The sequence below is a fragment of the Rhodococcus sp. G-MC3 genome, assembly GCF_030063335.1.
Lineage (GTDB): Bacteria > Actinomycetota > Actinomycetes > Mycobacteriales > Mycobacteriaceae > Rhodococcoides.
In genome coordinates this window covers 99,982-119,191 of the sequence record NZ_JASISW010000004.1, presented here as the reverse complement: position 1 = coordinate 119,191, position 19,210 = coordinate 99,982, and the positions used below count along the sequence as shown (strand labels likewise).

Genomic DNA, 19,210 nt, shown 5'->3' with positions numbered 1-19,210 from the left:
CGGACGACCGGCGATCGGTCCGCTCGGCACATTTTGGGAAATCGCAAAGAATGGTGAAAGTAAAGCTTATGCGTCGATCGAAGCCACGCACGTTGTCCACCGTCGTCAAGGGATTGGCGATCGCGTCCGTCGCGCTCGTCGTGCCGTTCACCGGTGTCGCAGCCACGGCCTCCGCCGATCCCGCCGACTCCGTGGTGGCCAATGCGGCTCCACTGACCTCGGCCACGTCGTCGAACGGTTCGAAGGTCACCAAGATCGAGGTCAAGAACGACCGCGAACTCACCATGTACGTGTACTCCGCTTCCATGGACAAGGAGATTCCGCTGGACGTACTGCGGCCGGCGGATACGAGCGCTCCTCGCCCCACCCTGTACATGCTCAACGGGGCAGGTGGCGGCGAAGACTCCGCGACGTGGCGTGCACGTACCGACGCCTACGACTTCTTCGGTGACAAGAACATCAACGTCGTGTCTCCTATCGGTGGCAAGTGGAGCTACTACACCGACTGGAAGCAGGCAGATCCGGTTCTGGGAGTCAACAAGTGGAAAACCTTCATGACGGAGGAAATCCCGCCGCTCGTGGACGCAGCCCTCGGCACCAACGGTGTCAACACCATCGCCGGCCTGTCGTCGTCAGGAACCTCGGTACTGCAGCTCGCGATTGCGAACCCGGATCTGTACCGCGGCGTGGCTGCCTACAGCGGCTGTGCACAGACCAGTGATCCCATCGGTCAGACCTTCGTCAAGCAGGTCGTGGAGCTCTACGGCGGTGGCAGCACACTGAACATGTACGGACCGGACAACGACCCGATGTGGGCTCAAAACGACCCCTACGTCAACGCCGAAGGCCTTCGCGGATTGGATCTCTACATCTCCAACGGCAACGGCCTGCCCGGCATGTACGACAATCTCGACGGCCCCGACATCGACGGCCGAGTACCGACCTTGGCCAACCAGATCATCATCGGCGGTGTGATCGAGGCCGCCACGAACTACTGCTCGCACAACCTTCAGAACAAGTTGAACCAAATCGGAATCCCGGCGACGTACAACTTCCGTGACAGCGGAACTCACTCGTGGGGCTACTGGGGCGACGATCTGAAGAACTCGTGGCCGGTGCTGGCACGCGCGATGGGTATCTGAAAATTCTGGGAACCCGACGGTAGTCGATAGTTTTCACGAATGCTCCCCTCCAGTGTGGAGGGGAGCATTCGTCGCAGTAGCCTTGGTTGAAAGTAACTGCTGTTGCGTGTACGACGCCTCGTGACTCGGGCGCCGCCGAGAGTTTCGGCGCTGTCGAGAGTTTCGGAGTTGGGGAGGACGTTTTACATGGTTGTTGGTCAAGGCGCCGGTGGGGCGCTGTCGATCAGTGACGTGCCTTGGCTCGTTGCAGATGTGGCCCAGACCGAACCTGCACGATCCGCGCTCGCTTTCGGCGAGGTCTCGATCACGTTCCGCATGCTCCACCACGAACTCGACCGCCTCGACACCGCGATGGGCGGTGCGCTGGGTCCTGAATCTCTCCTCCCTCTGGTCCTCGCCGAGCTGGCTCCCGGACTCCTCGATTCGGACGAGGGTGCACTCGATCGAGCCGTTACTTCGCTGTTGATGGAGGCGTCGGCGATCCTCGACATCGATCGGGCGATCGAAGATCTGTCGGAAGCACCGATAACCCTTCCTGAGGCGCAGACCACACTGGTCGACGCCTTCGAGCGCTGTGTCGACCGTTTCCCCGACAGGGTTGCCCTCCAGAGTGACGGACAGGTCTTGACCTATCGGGACCTGGAACAACGCTCGAATCGGGTCGCGCGGTACCTGGTGTCGTTGGGAGTCGGTCCTGATCGCGTCGTAGGTCTCGCACTCGGGCGATCCATCGATCTCGTTGTGGGTATGTACGGCATCGTCAAAGCGGGCGGCGCCTATCTGCCCCTGGACCCGGACCATCCCCGCGACAGGCTCGAGTACGTCCTGCGCACCGCCGATCCTGTACTGGTCCTGACCGATGCGAACATCGCCGCGACTTTGCCCGGTGGCGTTCCCGTGGCGGATGTCCACACACCGGAGATCGCCGAGTTCGACGACAGCAGGCTGCGTCCCGAGGAACGTTCGTCGGAGCTTCGCGCTGACAATCTTGCCTACGTGATCTTCACCTCGGGTTCGACGGGACGTCCCAAAGGGGTCGCAGTTCCTCACTCGGCGATCTCGGCGAACCTGATCTGGCGGCAGCGGCAGTATCAGCTGCATGTCGACGACGTCGTATTGCAGAAGACTCCGTTCACCTTCGACGTCTCGGTCTGGGAATTCTTCTGGCCGCTTCGAGTGGGGGCACGCCTCGTTCTTGCCGAGCCCGGAGGCCATGTCGATCCGGCCTACCTGACGCACGTGATCCGCACTACTGGTGTATCCGTCGTGCACTTCGTGCCGTCGATGCTCGCGGTGTTCGTCGACGATCCGGGAACTCGGGAGCTGCCCTCCCTCCGACTCGTCTTCGCATCGGGCGAGGAACTTTCGGCCGCGACAGCGTCGCGGTTTGCGTCCATCTCCGCTGCCGACCTCCATAACCTCTACGGGCCCACGGAGGCAGCCGTCGACGTCACTCACCACCATGTTCTCGGTAGTGGGGCCACCTCTGTCGCCATCGGTGTCGAAGTGGACGGCACCGAACTGCACGTACTCGGCGGGGGACTAGAGCCAGTGCCGTCCGGCAGCGTTGGCGAGTTGTACATCACCGGAATTCAGCTGGCCAGAGGGTACGTGTCGAGACCAGGCGCGACTTTCGACCGGTTCGTCGCCGATCCGTTCTCGAACGGCGGACGAATGTACCGCACCGGCGACCTCGTCAAGCGCGATGGGCTCGGTGTTCTCACCTACCTCGGCCGCACTGATTTTCAGGTCAAACTCCATGGCCTACGGATAGAACTGGGTGAGATCGAATCGATTCTCGGCCAGCATGATTCGGTGTCGGCGAGCGTCGTCGTCCTTCGCAGCGAACGCCTCGTGGGATATGTGGTCCCTTCCCGCGAAGGGAATCTGAAACTGGACGATCTGTGGAAGGGCCTGCGGAGTGCATTGCCCGATTACATGGTGCCCAGCGCGTTGATTGTCCTGGAAAAGATGCCTCTGGGGTACTCGGGAAAGCTCGACCGTGGAGCCTTGCCCGAACCTCCGCCCGAACGGGTGACTTTCCAAGCTCCGCGCTCTGCTATCGAAGTCGCTGTGGCGGACGAGTTCTCCGATCTGTCAGGGGTCGGGCTCGTGGGCCGCGACGACGACTTCTTCGCGCTCGGCGGCAATTCGCTCAGTGCGACGAGGCTCGTTGCACGCCTGAACGCGCGGTTCGACGTGCACATCGCCGTCCGAGAATTCTTCGACACCGCGACGGTGGCTGGGTGGGCCGGACTGATCGACGCGGCCGAGCGCCGAACTGATTCGACGAGACCGATCCTCGGCTCGGCGCTGTGGCCCGAGACGATTCCGCTGTCGCCTGCGCAGCAGCGAATGTGGTTCCTGAATCGGTTCGATGCGGAGTCGGCTGTCGAGAACATTCCGATCGCCATCCGACTCACCGGAGCACTGCATATCGACGCTCTGCGGGCAGCGATCGCCGATGTCGTCGACCGTCACGAGACGCTGCGAACGATCTACCCCGATGTCGACGGCGTCGGGCAGCAGGTGGTACTCGCGCCGGGCCGGGCGCCGCTGGACCTGCTGCCGGAAGGAGTCGACGAAGACTGCATTCTCGACGTAGTCGCGGAGACGATTTCCGCCGGTTTCGACGTCACCCGCGAGGTACCCGTCAGGGTGCGGTTGTTCGCTTTGAACGAGGCCGAGCACGTGTTGGTCCTGGTTGTTCATCACGTTGCAGCGGACGGCTTTTCGATTCGTCCGCTGACCACCGACGTAATGTCGGCCTATGCGGCTCGCGTAGCAGGTCACGCTCCCGCCTGGATGCCTCTCGCGGTGCAGTACGTGGATTACACGCTGTGGCAGCGCCAGGTGCTCGGCAGCGACGACGATCCATCGTCGTTGGCGTCGATGCAGGTAGGTTATTGGAAGAGGCAGCTGTCAGGGCTCACAGATCAGCTCGAGCTTCCATTCGATCACGTGCGTCCGGCGATCGCGACGAAACGTGGCCGCACAACGCAGTTCATGGTGTCGCCAGAACTGCATCTCGGGTTGCACAAGCTTGCACGTCAAGCACACTCGACGCTGTTCATGGTTGTTCACGCTGCACTGGCTGTTCTGATTTCACGGTTGTCCGCGTCGGACGATGTTGCAATCGGAACACCGGTTGCGGGTCGGGGGCAGGCCGAGCTCGACGGCGTGATCGGTATGTTCGTCAACACGCTCGTGTTGCGCACCGAAACGTCACCGGGCATGCGATTCGAAGACGTGCTCCAGCATGTACGCGAGGTCGATCTGCAAGCCTTCGCGAACGCCGATGTGCCGTTCGAACGACTCGTCGACATTCTGGAGCCGCATCGTTCGCAGGCCCGTCATCCGCTGGTCCAGGTCGTTCTGGCGTTTCAGAATCTTGATCGAAGCACGTTCGACATGCCGGGTCTGGCGGTCGAGCCCGTTCCGTTCGACGCCGAGATCGCGAAGTTCGACCTTCAGTTCACTTTCGAAGAAGCTCAGGGCAGCGGCGGGTTGACGTGTTACCTCAACTACGCGACGGATTTGTTCGATGCGTCGACGGTGAAGTCCTTCGGTGATCAGTTCGTCGCAATAGTGACGAGTATTGTCGCCGACGCTTCTGTCGCTATGGGTGATATCGAGATCGTGAACACGATCACGCGTGAGCGGACGTCGATGCGGTGGAGTTCGTCTGGCCCTGATGTGTCACCGGGTGTTGGAACTCTGGTCGATCGGCTGGACGCGGCGGTGGCTGCGCATCCTGATGCTGTAGCCGTGCGGTGTGCCGGAGAGTCGTTGACCTACATCGAGCTCGACGCAGCGATCAACCGTCTTGCGCGGCGGTTGATCGCTGCCGGGGCGGTGCCCGATTCGTTGGTGGCGGTGGCTTTGCCCCGTTCGACGGAGCTGATAATCGCAGTCTTGGCGGCGGTGAAGTCGGGTGCGGGTTATCTGCCGGTGGACCCGTCGTACCCGGCTGACCGAATCGAGTTCATCACACTCGACGCGGCTCCCGTTGCGGTGGTGACGTCAGCGGACGTTCTGGCCGCCGAGTCGATGGTAAGCATTCGCGACGCTGGCATCGCGGTAGTGGATGTATCCGAAGATCGTTCGCGAGAGTGGGATTCGGGTCCGGTGACGGATTCGGATCGTCCGGCTTCGTTGAGCGCGGGCAACCTGGCATACGTGATCTATACGTCGGGTTCGACGGGTAGGCCCAAAGGTGTGCTCGTTCCGCATGCGTCGGTGCTGCGACTGATGGACAACACCGACGGCCCGTTTGCCATCGGGTCGGCCGATGTGTGGACGATGTTTCATTCGTATGCTTTCGATTTCTCGGTGTGGGAGTTGTGGGGGCCACTGCTGCGCGGCGGCACAGTGGTGGTGGTGGACTACCTCACTTCTCGTTCTCCCGCGGAATTCCGTGAATTGTTGGTGAACGAAGGTGTGACGGTTCTGAATCAAACGCCGTCAGCGTTCTATCAACTGGCAGAGTTCGATCGTGCGCAGAATGCAGATCCGAGCGAACTTGCTCTCCGATACGTGATCTTCGGCGGCGAGGCGTTGGAGCCGCGCCGATTGTCGGAGTGGTTCGACCGTTACGGCGACGGTAGCGAGGCGGGGCCGCGGCTGGTCAACATGTATGGCATCACCGAGACCACCGTGCATGTGTCCTTCCGTGTGTTGTCGGCGACGTCGGTCGGTTCTGCGTCGCTGATCGGAGTCCCGATCTCGGGCCTCGGCGTGTACGTACTCGACCGACGTCTGAGGCCGGTTCCGACAGGTGTCGCAGGTGAGATGTACATCTCGGGTGGACAGTTGGCTCGCGGCTATCTCGGACGTGCAGATCTGTCCGCACACCGGTTCGTGGCGAATCCCTTCGGTCCAGGGAGGTTGTATCGGACCGGGGACGTGGCACGGTGGGTAGCCGGCGAGCCGGGTGCGGGGGAGTTGAGCGCGGGGGAGTTGAGCGCGGGGGTGTTGAGCGCGGGGGAGTTGAGCGCGGGGGAGTTGATCTACCTCGGACGTGCGGACGATCAAGTGAAAGTCCGTGGTTTCCGCATCGAGCTGGGTGAGATCGAGGCCGCGGTGTCGGCGCAGGATGGAGTGACTGCGGCGGCGGTGATCGTGCGTGAGGATTCGCCCGGAGTGCTCCGGTTGGTGGCCTACCTGGTTGGTCCGGTGGTCTCGGAGTCGGTCAGGTCCGGGGTCGAAAAGCTGTTGCCGGAGTACATGGTTCCCACGGCCTTCGTGGTGTTGGACGAGATTCCGCTCACGGTGAACGGAAAATTGGATCGAAAGTCGCTGCCGGAGCCGTTGTTCGAGCGCCGACGCTTTCGGAAGCCGGTGTCGCCGACCGAACAGGTCGTGGCACGGGTGTTCGGTGACGTACTGGGCGTCAGCGGAGTTGGCCTCGACGACGATTTCTTTGCTTTGGGTGGCAACTCCCTCGTCGCAACGCAGATCGTTTCCAGAGTCGGCGCCGAACTCGACGCGCCGGTCCCGGTGCGGTCGATCTTCGACTCGTCGACCGTCGAGGGCCTCGCAGCGTTGGTGGAAAGCTCCGTCGGTACCGGTGGGCGCATCTCCTTGGTGGCAGGCGAACGACCTATCGACATCCCACTATCCCTCGCTCAGCAACGGATGTGGTTCCTCGACAAGTTCGAGCCGGAGTCCGCCGCCTACAACATTCCTATCGTCGTCCGGCTGACCGGCGATGTGGATGTGGGTGCGCTGACACGCGCAATCGACGATGTCCGACGTCGACACGAACCGCTTCGGACGGTGTATCCCGAAGTCGACGGCGTCGGATACCAGGTGATCCTTCCCCTGGAGTCCAGTCCGTTCGAACTCGGCGTCGAGCACAGCTCCGAAGCAGAGGCCCTTCGATCGATCCGCGACATGGTGCTCGGCGGATTCGTACTCGCGCACGCAGCACCCTTTCGCGCGCATCTGTATCGGTTGGGTGGCGGCGAGGACATCCTCGCGGTGGTCGTGCATCACATTGCGGCCGACGGGTTCTCGATGGGTCCGCTGATGCGCGACATCGTGACCGGTTACTCGGCCAGGGTTGCCGGGTTGGCTCCGTCGTGGCAACCTCTGCCGGTTCAGTACGCCGATTACGCAGTGTGGCAACGTCGTATGCTCGGTGACGAATCCGATCCCGACTCGATCATCAACCGGCAGGTTCGCTTCTGGACTCGCGCATTGGACGGTATCGCGGAACACGTGGACCTTCCCCTGGACCGTGCGCGCCCGATTGTTCCGACAGAACGGGGTGCACGGCACGCGTTCGGTGTCAGCGGTGCACTTCATCGAGCCATAGTCGCGTTGGGTCTGGAACTCGGATGCACACCGTTCATGATCGTGCACGCTGCATTCGCGCTGTTGCTGGCGCGATTGTCGAGCAGCCAGGACATCACTATCGGAACTCCGGTCGCGGGCAGAGGTGAGCGGGCGCTCGACGACGTGATCGGGATGTTCGTCAACACTCTCGTGTTGCGGACGGAGGTTCTCGATTCGGTATCCGTTCGCGAGTTGATCGCGTCGGTTCGCGAAGTCGATCTCGACGCGATCGCCAACGCCGACATTCCCTTCGAGCGGTTGGTGGAAATTCTCGATCCACCGCGGTCCACAGCTCGTCAGCCACTATTCCAGGTGATGTTGGCCTTTCAGAACCTGGAGCGAATCACCGTCGAGTTGCCGAACATCGGTGCGGCGGCGATGGAACTCGAAACCGGACTGTCGAAATTCGATCTTTACCTGACCATCTCGGAGGATTTCGACGGTTCGGGGGAGCCGCTCGGCATGATGGCGCAGTTCCTCTATCTCACCGACCTGTTCGACGAGTCGACCATCATTGCGGCCGGTCAGCGCTTCGTCGGGATTCTAGAGGCACTTGTCGACAACCAGTCCGCACTGGTCGGCGACGTCGACGTCCTCGTCGGCAACGAACTGCAATCGGTTGTCCACGAATGGAACCGCACCGATGCTCCGGCGACGGACGAGCGCCTGCTCGACCGGTATCGATCGCAGGTGGCATTGTCGCCGGACTCGGTGGCGATCACCTTCGAAGGTGAGTCGATCACGTACGGCGATTTCGATTCTCGCGTCGACAGGCTTGCTCGCTACTTGATCTCCGAGGGAATCGGGCCCGAGTCCACCGTTGCCGTCGCGATGGCGCGGTCGGTGGAGCTGGTTGTCGGCATCTATGCGGTGATTGCGGCTGGTGGTGCTTACGTACCCGTCGACCCCGGTCAACCGGATCATCGCGTGCGCACCGTGTTGGAGGTGGCGCAGGTGTCGATGGTGCTGACCACCTCGCGAGACGGTGTGGCAATGAAGGGATTTCGGATCTTCGAGGTCGACACTTCAACGCTCGGCGCGCTTCCGGCTGCCGAGTCGCCTGTCCACCCGGACTCAGCTCCACGTCCGGACTCAGCAGCCTACGTTCTCTTCACCTCTGGATCCACCGGGCAGCCGAAAGGCGTAGTGGTCAGTCACCGGGCGATCGTCAACCGATTGAACTGGATGCGGACCGAGTACGAGTTCACTCGCGGCGATGTGGTGGTTCAGAAGACACCGGTAACGTTCGACGTCTCGGTGTGGGAACTGTTTCTGCCGTTGCAGATCGGTGCGCGAATGGTGATCGCGCGGCCGGACGGACACCGAGATCCGAAGTATCTTGCCGAACTCTTGCGGTCCGAATCCGTTTCGGTTGCTCATTTCGTGCCGTCGATGCTGGCGGTGTTCGCAGCGGAGACCGCAGCATCGAGCGCGCAGTCGCTGCGGTGGATCGTCGCATCGGGCGAAGCCTTACCTGCGGCCACCGCGCGCGATATCGTCCGGGTACTGCCGTCGGTCCGGGTGGTGAATCTCTACGGTCCGACCGAGGCTGCAGTGGATGTGACCGCTCACCGTTACACGGAGACCGACAGCGTGAGCGTGCCCATCGGCCGTCCCGTGACAGGCACGAGGACCTACGTCCTCGACGGTCGGCTTCGGCCGGTGGCGCCCGGTGTGGTGGGTGAGCTGTATCTCGCCGGTGTGCAGCTTGCACGTGGTTATGCGGCAAGGCCGGATTTGTCCGCGGAGCGGTTCGTGGCAGATCCGTTCGATCGAGACGGCGGCCGGCTGTATCGCACCGGAGATCTGGTGCGATGGACTCGCGCCGGTGAACTGGACTACGTCGGCAGGCGCGACTTCCAGGTCAAGCTTCGAGGGCAGCGTATCGAACTCGGTGAGATCGAATCGGCGCTGGCGGCATATCCAGGAGTCGTTCACGCAGTCGTTGTCCTCAGGGCCGATACGGTCGTCGGCGATGTTCTCGTGGGGTACGTCGTGCCTGAATCAGGTTCGACTCTTGACCCGGATGCGGTTCGCCACTCGGCGGCAGGCACGATCGCGGACTACATGATCCCCAGTACGGTGATGGTGCTCGACGCGCTTCCCGTCGGACCGAACGGGAAGTTGGACAGGAGCGCGCTGCCGGCGCCTGCTTTTCAGGTCAAAGTCTTCCGACCGCCGTCGACGCCGATCGAGGAACTCGTCGCCGGTGTCTACAGGGACCTGCTCGGCGTCGATCGCGTCGGTCTGGACGACGACTTCTTCGCCCTCGGTGGCAACTCGCTCATGGCCACGCGAGTTGTAGCTCGGCTGAGCGCAGCGCTGGGAACCGAAGTCTCACTTCGGGCCGTGTTCGACGCTCCTGGCGTCGAGATGCTCGCCGAGAGCGTGGAACTCGAGCCGGGTTCGGTCGTGCGACCCGCCATCGTTGCGCGTGAAGACCACGAGTCGCCGGTTCCACTGTCGCTGGCGCAGCAGCGAATGTGGTTCCTCAACCGCCTCGAACCGGACTCCGCCGCCCACAATGTCCCGGTGACCATTCGTCTGACCGGCGAACTCGACGTCGACGCGTTCGTTCGCGCGTTCGGCGATGTCACTGCGCGCCACGACATCCTGCGGACTGTGTATCCCGACGTCGCCGGTGTCGGTTCTCAGCTGATCGAGCCCATCGCCGAGAAGGGCGTGGTCCTTCACCTCGAGGACATCGATCCGGTGCGAACCACCGAACGGATGCTCGCCATGGTGGAGGCCGGATTCGATGTCACCACGGCGGTACCCGTCCGGGCGAGGTTGCTCCGTGAATCGCCGACCGAACATGTTCTCGTCGTCGTCGCCCATCATATTTCGGTCGACGGGTTCTCCATCGGCCCGCTGACTCGTGACCTCGTGCGCGCCTATGCTGCGCGGACCATCGGCCAAGAGCCTGGATGGGTTCGTCCGGCATTGCAGTATGCGGATTATGCGCTCTGGCAGCGTGAAGTCCTCGGATCCGAGGACGACCCGGACTCGGTTGCATCCACCCAGATCAACTATTGGCAAGATCATTTGGCTGATCTGCCTGCGGAGATCACACTGCCGACCGATCGCCCTCGCCGCACCGAGGCGTCCACTCTCGGTGCGGCCTCTTCGGTATCGATCGATCATGAACTACGAACGCGCATAACAGCGTTCGCTCATCGCACCGGCACGACACCCTTCATGGTGATGCACTCCGCGCTGGCTGTCCTGCTGGCAGAACTGTCGTCGTCGGAGGACATAGCGATCGGGACGCCGGTGGCAGGACGGGGCGACCGAGCGCTCGACGACATGATCGGAATGTTCGTCAACACTCTCGTTCTGCGTACCCGAGTCAGCCCAGCCGATACGTTCTCCTCGTTGGTGTCGGCAGTTCGCGAGATCGATCTTTCTGCATTCGCGCACGCGGATATGCCCTTCGAGAGAATCGTCGAAGCCGTCGACCCGCACCGGGCGCGCGGACGGCATCCACTGTTTCAGGTCATGTTCACATTCCAGAACCTCGGTCAGACGCACCTCGAATTGCCGAACCTGACCATCAGCGGAACGGAGTTCGATACGGTTCACGCCAAATTCGACGTGCAGGTAACGGTGTCGGACACCTATGGCGATACCGGGAAAGTATCCGGCTGGAACGTCGAGTTCATCTATGCCATCGATCTGTTCGACCGCTCGACGATCAAGCGATTCGCTTCGGGATTCGTACGATTGATCGAAGGCCTCCTCGACGGGCCGAACCGGCCTGTCGGGGACATCGAGTCGATGCCGAGCGTCGAGCGCGACCGCATCGTGAACGAGTGGAGCGCATCCGGGCCAGGAATATCGGACAACGACACGACTCTCGTGGATCGCTTCGCGGCGTCCTGCGCGTCCGGTCCGGATCGAGTCGCGGTGCGATTCGACGGTCGATCGTGGACGTACCGCGAGGTGGGGGACCGAGTCAATGCGCTTGCCCGGCACCTGATCTCGCTCGGCGCCGGTCCGGAGACACTGGTGGCCGTTGCACTTCCACGATCCGCCGAGCTGGTGATCGCGTTGCTGGCGGTCTCGGCGTCGGGTGCGGGATACCTCCCCGTCGATCCTGCATACCCGCCGGGCCGGATCGCCTTCATGCTCGACGACGCCCAACCTCTCGTTGGCGTCACCTCCAGTTCGCCCGTGGACTTCGTGGCAACCGTGGACTTCGGTGCGATCCCGGTGCTCGACCTCGACACGTTCGATCACGACGGCATGGACCGGCGAATGGTGACGAACGAGGACAGGCGTGCGCCGCTGACACCCGACAATGTCGCCTACGTCATCTACACCTCAGGATCCACCGGTAGGCCGAAAGGCGTCGCGGTCACTCACCGAAATGTTGTGCAGCTATTCGCAAACACAGAGGAGACATTCGGCTTCGAGTCGAGCGATGTCTGGACGATGTTCCATTCGTACGCATTCGACTTCTCGGTGTGGGAAATGTGGGGACCATTGCTATACGGCGGCACACTGGTCGTGGTCGACTACTTCACCTCGCGCTCACCGGAGGGCTTCCGTGCGCTGTTGGAAACGGAACACATCACCGTACTGAATCAGACCCCGTCTGCGTTTTATCAGTTGGCCGAGGTCGACCGCGTGATGCCTGCTGCGTCGCTGTCGTTGCGGTACATACTCTTCGGCGGAGAAGCGCTGGAGCGCCGACGGTTGCACACTTGGTTCGACCGTCACGGTGACGGCACAGACCACCGCGCGGGACCCACGTTGGTGAACCTGTACGGAATCACCGAGACGACCGTGCACGTCTCGACCCGCGTGCTGTTGGCGCGAGATGCCCCCGCTGCGTCCATGATTGGTGCCCCAGCTGCATCCATGATTGGTGCCCCAACTGCATCCATGATTGGTGCCCCAACTGCATCCATGATTGGTGCCCCAATACCCGGCCTCAGCATCTACATCCTCGACCGCCGACTGCGGCCCGTCCCCATCGGTGTCGCAGGCGAGATGTACATAGCTGGTGGTCAGCTGGCGAGGGGTTACGTCAGCAGTCCGGCCTTGTCCGCCACGAGGTTCGTTGCCGACCCGTTCGGCAGGGACGGACGCGTGCTGTACCGCACCGGTGATCTCGCTCGGTGGATCGAGACGACGGAGTCGGGGGAACTCGAGTATCTCGGCCGCTCCGACGAGCAGGTCAAGGTGCGAGGTTTTCGAATCGAACTCGGCGAGGTGGAAGCGGCGATCGCCGCGCTGCCCGACGTGTCCTCGGTTGCAGTTGTTCTTCGGGACGACCCGTTTGCCGGAGTTCGGTTGGTCGCGTACGTGGTGTTCGCCCCAGGGGCCGCGCCGGATCCAGGCGAGCTTCGCCGCGACGTCGGAGCGCGGGTTCCGGACTACATGGTGCCGTCGGCGTTCGTGTCGATCGAGGAAATTCCGCTGACGGTCAATGGAAAATTGGACCGAAATGCCCTTCCAGCACCTACTTTCGTGCAGTCCGAGTTCCGGGCACCGTCCAATGCAGTCGAGCAAGTGGTGGCGGACGTCTTTGCGGAAGTCCTCGGGCTCGACCACGTCGGAGCCGACGACGATTTCTTTGCGCTCGGCGGAAACTCGCTCGGTGCGACCCGGGTGGTGTCGAGACTGGGGACTGCGCTCGACACCGTCGTCGTCGTTCGCCTGCTGTTCGAGGCATCGACGGTGTCAGTCCTTGCCGCCCGTCTCGAAACGAACGTCGGTGCAGGCGGCAGAAGTGAACTCGTTGCGCGCGCCCGGCCCGAGGTCATTCCGCTCTCGCTCGCGCAGCAGCGAATGTGGTTCCTCAATCGTCTCGACCCGGCATCGGGCGCCTACAACATCTCGTGTGCCCTTCGCCTGCGCGGAGCGCTCGACACCGCAGCGCTCGCGCTCGCCCTGGGCGATGTGATCACCCGTCACGAGACCTTGCGCACCCGCTACCCGGATGTGAACGGAGTCGGGTCACAACAGGTCGTTCCTGTCGCCGACATCGAATTCGACCTGACATCGGAGCCGGTGGGGGAGCACGACGTCGCGGTGCGGGTGCGCAGCATCGTGACCACATCGTTCGACGTCACTGTCTCGGTCCCACTGGTCGTACGGCTGCTCGAACTCTCCGACGCGGACCACATCCTGGTATTCGTCGTGCATCACATTGCGGCCGACGGTTTTTCGATCGGGCCGCTCACCCGTGATCTGATGACCGCCTACGCTGCGCGATCGCTGGGGAGAACACCGGAGTGGGCGCCTCTCGACGTCCAATACGCAGACTTCGTGCTGTGGCAGCGAGAGGTTCTCGGCGACGCAGACGACGCGACGTCGATTCTTCACAATCAAGAGAACTTCTGGCGACACACACTGGCCACCCTAGGCGAGCAAGCCGGCATCACAACCGACAGGCCGCGGCCGCTCGCTCCTACCGGATTCGGTGCGACCCACGAATTTGTCGTCGAGGGCTCGCTGCTGACATCCCTCGGTGCTGTTGTTCGTGAGCATAACTCGACGTTGTTCATGGCTCTGCACACCGCTGTTGCCATTCTGTTGGCGAGGCTTTCGGGCGACGAGGACATCGCCGTCGGCACGCCCGTCGCAGGACGAGGTGAATCAGCGCTCGACGATATCGTCGGAATGTTCGTGAACACCCTCGTCCTACGGACTCCGATATTGCCCAACGTCACGGTGTCCGAAGTCCTCCGGATCGCGCGTGAAACCGATCTGGATGCGTTCGCGCATTCCGACGTGCCATTCGAGCGCATCGTCGACCTGCTCGATCCTCCGCGTTCGGCATCGAAGTCGCCGTTCTTCCAGGTGGTCGTAGCGCTCCAAAACCACGGAGCAAGTTGGCTAGACCTTCCAGGCCTCTCGATTTCGGGAATGGACACTGTCGACCCCACCGCCAACTACGACCTTCAGATCGTGTTCGCGGACCGGTACTCCGGCGATGGAGACTCCAGCCTCACATGCACGATCGTCTACTCGACTGATCTCTACGAACGGGCCACCGTCGAGGCTTTCGCGGAGGGGCTGACACTGATGCTGCACGTCGTTGCCCAGGCCACGGACACCATTGTCGAAGATATCGACGTCGGCGACATCCTCGTCGGGCCGATCGGTCGGGCGAGGCCCGATGCCGGCCTCGATGGACTTGGCGCCTCGTCGCTTTCTCCACGCGTCCAGACGCTGCCGCAACTGTTCGAGTCATCGGTCGAAGCCGAACCGGATGCGCCGGCGATCGTCGGCGATGGGACGGAGACGAGCTATCTCGACGCCGCGAATCGGGCCGCGCGCCTTGCGCGCTACTTGGTATCGCGGGGGATCGGGCCAGGCGATCGAGTTGTCATCGACATTCCGGCGGCGGACGAACGCGTCGTCGCTATGTGGGCGGTGTGGTGCGCAGGCGCAGCGACCGTATTCGGGGCGGATTCGGGTACCACAGTCGATGCAGTGCTGACGAAGTCGATATCCCGCGGACGCACCGACGCTGCATTGTCACCCCGAAATGCTGGGGGTCGAGAGATCGTCCATGTGGACGATCCAGCGGTCGCTGCGGCTATTGCAGCGCAGTCGTCTCGGGCGCTGGACTACGCAACGCGGACTCGACTGCTGATCCCCGACGACGACGCAGTCGTAATCCTGGACCAGGGATCCGAGACTGTCATTTCTCATCGCCAGGCGACCGTCCTGGCCCACGGGCGTGCGGCGGACTGGACCGTGACCCATGAATCACGAGTGCTGGTGGCGTTGCGCTTCCTGGACCGGGCGTCGCAGGCGTGGGAGGGCCTGGGGATGGTGGTCGCTGCCGCAGCGGGCGCAGCGTTCGTCGTGCACGACGGCGCACTGGACCCGATGCCGCTGATCGAGCGAGATTGGGTATCTCACGTCGTCACGGAGTCGTCTGCAGTGCTCGACCTGGAGGAACTGGATCTGGTTTTCGTCGTACGAACAAGCCGTGATTCTGCTGCTCCGTGGTCGGCGTAGGAGTAGAACGCTCGCAGTGTTCCATGCCTGCCATGGCAGGTATGGCCGGCCCGATCTGGGAGAGCTCAGGACGGCTCGGCGCACACCAGCGGGTTGCTGTCCTGGTATGTCGGATCCAGGGCGTCGCTGATCATGTAGGCAACGTCCGGGTCGCTCGTCAATCCCATGTGAGAGGACTGATTGGCCGGGCACAGATCCTGAACCCACTGGTTGGTGACCTGACCATTGCCACCGTCGTCCAGGAACGTACGTTCCGGCGGTGTCACGACGTTGTCGTCTCGGGTCGCGATCACGGTGTAGTCGACGCCCGGCATGACTTCACTGCCGGCATTGAGGTTCTTGAGAATGGGCGAACCGATCAATTGCTGGGTGCCTGCGATGCCGAACACGAGTTGGGAGGTGAACTCTCGTGGCAAACCGAGCGAGGTAGCGAGCATGTAGAGCTGCTGCAGCCCGTTGAAGCTCGTTCCGTGGTTGGTTGCTCCGAGTGTCACGAGCTGGTGGACCTTGCTTCGTGTCGGATCCGTTGGATCTGCACCACCGTTGAACTTGAGGTACTGGCGGGCCATGGTTCCGCCCTGGGAGTGGCCGATGAGATCGACCTGGCTTGCACCGGTGCTCTGGAGTACCGTGTCGACGAACTGCCCGAGCTCGCCTGCGGACTTCGCGATGTCGTCGATGCCCCACACAAGGTGGCTCGGATCCCAGATCACGGGCATTGCGCCGTAGTTGAGTGCGAACACGCAGTAGCCCTGGGATGCCAGCTCCGGCGCCAGGGTCGGCCAGCTCTCCTGCATGTCGGTATCGGTTCCGTGAACCAGAACCACTGGTCGTGGGTGTGCCTCCGACGGCACGCACGACCAGTCGTTGGTTCCTTCGACGGGGGTGCCCATGCGATCGAGCCATGCCGATTGGGAAGGAGCGACGGCCGGCTGTGCTGCAGCACTGGGTGCGAGCACGAATGCTCCGGCGCCGGTCAAGAGCAATAACGATAGGAGGATCGAAAACGCTCGTTTGCCGCTCACGGTGCAGCTGATCCTCACTACGGGCTCCCATACTCTCGAATTCCCGCTGCGGTGAGTTCACCGGCGGTATCGTGCAACACAGCGTTTCGAAATGTTTACTAAGTCACGTTGATTGTATCGACCCGACAATTCAGCATCGCGGGCCTCGACGCAAATAGCAAATCGCTACCAGCCGAACGTTCGATATTTTATTCCACCCCGTATTTCGCCGGTGTGAGCGGCAACCGCTCGTAGCCACTGACCACGTGAAATCTTGGTTATGAACGATGGAACAAGCGGATTACCCAATAGCAGTAAAGACCACCAATAAATCACCTTCCTCACGCTTACGGGAGGACAACCCTGATTACGATAAATTCCTTGAAGTTTCGCGAATCCGTAACCGAGATTGTGCGCCTGCCGCATGAGCGGGCGGAACTCGTCTCTCAACCGGTACGCGACGAGTTCCTCGTTGCTGAAGCCCAAAGAGAAACCGCTGAGCTGGGCCCGCCAACTGAATTCCACGTCCTGGCTGGTGGTGAACTCGTTGTCCATGCCGCCCAACTGTCGATACACCTCCGACCAACAACCGAGGCTTGCACCGATCGCGAACGGGAGAAAAGGACTCTTTCCCTGTCTCTCGGGACGAGTCGTCGGAGTCCACGCCAGAGCGTGAGCAGGGTTGATGCTCGCGGTCTCCACGGCCGTTCCCACTACATCGTGGAGTTGTGCCAGCTCGACAAGTGCGCTGATCCAGCCTGGATGCACAACATCGTCCGCGTCACAGAAGGCCAAGAATGTCCCGTTCGCGATCTCCGCTCCGCGATTACGCGCGTAGGCGGCACCCGAATGGTCCGAGGAGTCCGCGTAGTGCAGATCGAGCCTGGACCGAAGTGGGTGGGACGCGATGTGCTCGGCCAGTTCGGGGCTGCCACCGTTGTCGGAAACGACGACGTCCAAGGATCCGGTGTAATCCTGTTCGGCCAGCGCGGCCAGCTGGAGGTCGAGAAGTGCGATCGCATTTTTGACGGGGATGACGGCGGTCACGGACGGTGTCGAACCGCGCAGAGCGCTCACGCGGACGATGACGCGCGCTTGTAGCCCTTGATAGCCGGGTAGAGAAATATTACAACGAGGCCCAACGACCACGCCAAGGTCTGAAGTATGGGTGTCATCGTGGGTCCTCCGAGAGCGAGAGCTTTCATTGCATCGACTGCGCACGACATCGGTTGAGCGGCGACGACAGGCTGTAGCCAAGGTGGGTATGCCAACACCGGGACAAATCCTGAATTGAAGAAGAGCAGAAGCGTACAGAGAATCGAGACCAGTTCGACGAGCGGAGCGTCCCCGGCAACGGTCGCCAGGAATGTAACCAACACCGCGAACCCGAGGCCGAAAACGATCGGTAACAGGATCAGACCGACCGCGGCGAGCAATCCTTCGTTGAAGCGAAAACCGAGCACGAAGCCCATCGCGACGATCACGATGGTCGTGACGAACACGCGGACGGCTTCTGCCATCATCCGGCCGGCCAGACCCGCAGCCCGATGCGTCGGGAGAGTCCAGAACCGGGCCAGCAGCCCGTTGATGCGCTCCTGCTTCAGGCCGACGGCACTGACGATCGAACCGAACATCGCGCCGATGAGCGCAATCAGAGGCACCTGACCATAGATCGCAGATTGTCCGGTCGCCGCTGAAATCGAGTCACCGAGGACAACCCGGAACATCAGCAGCATCAGCGCCGGATAGAGCAAAGCCTGAATCATCGTCGTCGGATCGCGGGACCAACGGGTCAGCAGACGCTTGCACTGGATGAGGCTGTGTGTCCACAGTGCTCTCGCCGACGACTCCGGCAGCGGATTCGTCGGCTCCGGAAAGTCGAGGGTGCTCGCACGACTGCGGTTGAGTTGCAGGTCTGTCATGGTCAGTCTCTCCGTCGCAAGCTCGCCCAGAGAGCGAGGGGAATCAGCACGAGCGAGAGACCTACGATCCACGCAAGAGCAGGGAAGATCACCGAGAAGCTGAGCGAGCCCTCGGCCATGTCTCGCATCGCGGCCGAGAACTGCGAGATCGGCTGATTACGCACGAAGGGGCGGATCCATTCCGGGAATCCGCTTTCGGGCACGAAGCCCGTCGACGCCATGCCGAGAATCAGCTGTGGCAGTGTCAGTGCCTGACTTGTTGCCTCAGGACTCTTGGACAGCGTCCCGATAGCATCCGCCCCGAACGAGAGCACCGTGCTGATCGCCAACGCCATCGCACCGAACAACAGAGCCTGCCCAGCGCCTGCCGTGAACCGGAATCCGATCACGTACCCGTAGAGCAGAGCAGCGGTCAGCGTGACAGTCGAACGGATGAATGCACTCGACATGCGGGCCATCAAGGGCGCACCGATGACGACCGGCATGGTTTTCAATCGGGTGGAGAGTCCCGTCATCGCTTCGGTCGAGGCTCGCTGCGCGGACGAGATGGCAGTGAAAGCCATGGCCTGCAGGACGATGATCGGCATCAAGAACTGGGCGTAGTCGATGCCCTGAATCGACATGACGAACTTCAACGGCAGGTAGAACCCGATCGTGAAGATGAGCGGCGCCAGGATGGCGACCAGAAGCTCACCCTTGCGGACCATCGTTCGGATAGTCCGCGCGGTCAGCACTCGCCACTGCACGAACCCCGACGGTTCGAATCGCGACTTGCGTTGTGCCGTGTGTTCCAGATTGGTTGTGACCGCGTCGTCCGCGACCG

General features: G+C 62.1%; 6 protein-coding genes. 2 read left to right on the top strand and 4 right to left on the bottom strand.

Going from position 1 to position 19,210, the window contains the following annotated elements:
- The first annotated feature begins 68 nt into the window (after positions 1–68).
- Both QMK17_RS05495 and QMK17_RS05490 read left to right on the top strand, forming a co-directional pair.
- Positions 69–1,142: an alpha/beta hydrolase gene (locus tag QMK17_RS05495; RefSeq protein ID WP_283507418.1), complete on the top strand. Its 1,074-nt coding sequence runs from the start codon at positions 69–71 to the stop codon at positions 1,140–1,142.
- A 186-nt stretch (positions 1,143–1,328) separates the two neighbouring features.
- Entirely contained in the window at positions 1,329–15,461 is a 14,133-nt protein-coding gene (locus QMK17_RS05490; protein WP_283507417.1) for a non-ribosomal peptide synthetase, read from the top strand.
- Between the two features lie 65 nt (positions 15,462–15,526).
- Here the strand turns inward: QMK17_RS05490 and QMK17_RS05485 are convergent, their stop codons facing one another.
- The 4 genes from QMK17_RS05485 to QMK17_RS05470 form a co-directional block, all read right to left on the bottom strand.
- Positions 15,527–16,447 carry a lipase family alpha/beta hydrolase gene (locus QMK17_RS05485; RefSeq protein ID WP_442972697.1) on the bottom strand — a complete coding sequence of 307 codons (921 nt, stop codon included), beginning with the start codon at positions 16,445–16,447 and terminating at the stop codon, positions 15,527–15,529.
- 204 nt (positions 16,448–16,651) lie between these two features.
- Positions 16,652–17,542, bottom strand: a complete 891-nt coding sequence (locus tag QMK17_RS05480) for a glycosyltransferase (RefSeq protein WP_283507415.1) — start codon at positions 17,540–17,542, stop codon at positions 16,652–16,654.
- Positions 17,539–18,387 (bottom strand): ABC transporter permease, encoded by an 849-nt coding sequence (locus QMK17_RS05475; RefSeq protein ID WP_283507414.1) that lies wholly within the window; start codon positions 18,385–18,387, stop codon positions 17,539–17,541. Before QMK17_RS05475 ends, QMK17_RS05480 begins: the two co-directional genes overlap by 4 nt.
- 2 nt (positions 18,388–18,389) lie before the next feature.
- A complete protein-coding gene (locus tag QMK17_RS05470; protein ID WP_283507561.1) occupies positions 18,390–19,181 on the bottom strand; it encodes an ABC transporter permease in 792 nt (263 codons plus the stop codon).
- Positions 19,182–19,210: the final 29 nt, after the last annotated feature.

Excerpts from the sequence above, each read along its gene's own strand:
- QMK17_RS05475 (WP_283507414.1), bottom strand. The coding sequence starts at position 18,387 with ATGACAGACCTGCAACTCAACCGCAGTCGTGCGAGCACCCTCGACTTT.
- QMK17_RS05495 (WP_283507418.1), top strand. The coding sequence starts at position 69 with ATGCGTCGATCGAAGCCACGCACGTTGTCCACCGTCGTCAAGGGATTG.
- QMK17_RS05490 (WP_283507417.1), top strand. The coding sequence starts at position 1,329 with ATGGTTGTTGGTCAAGGCGCCGGTGGGGCGCTGTCGATCAGTGACGTG.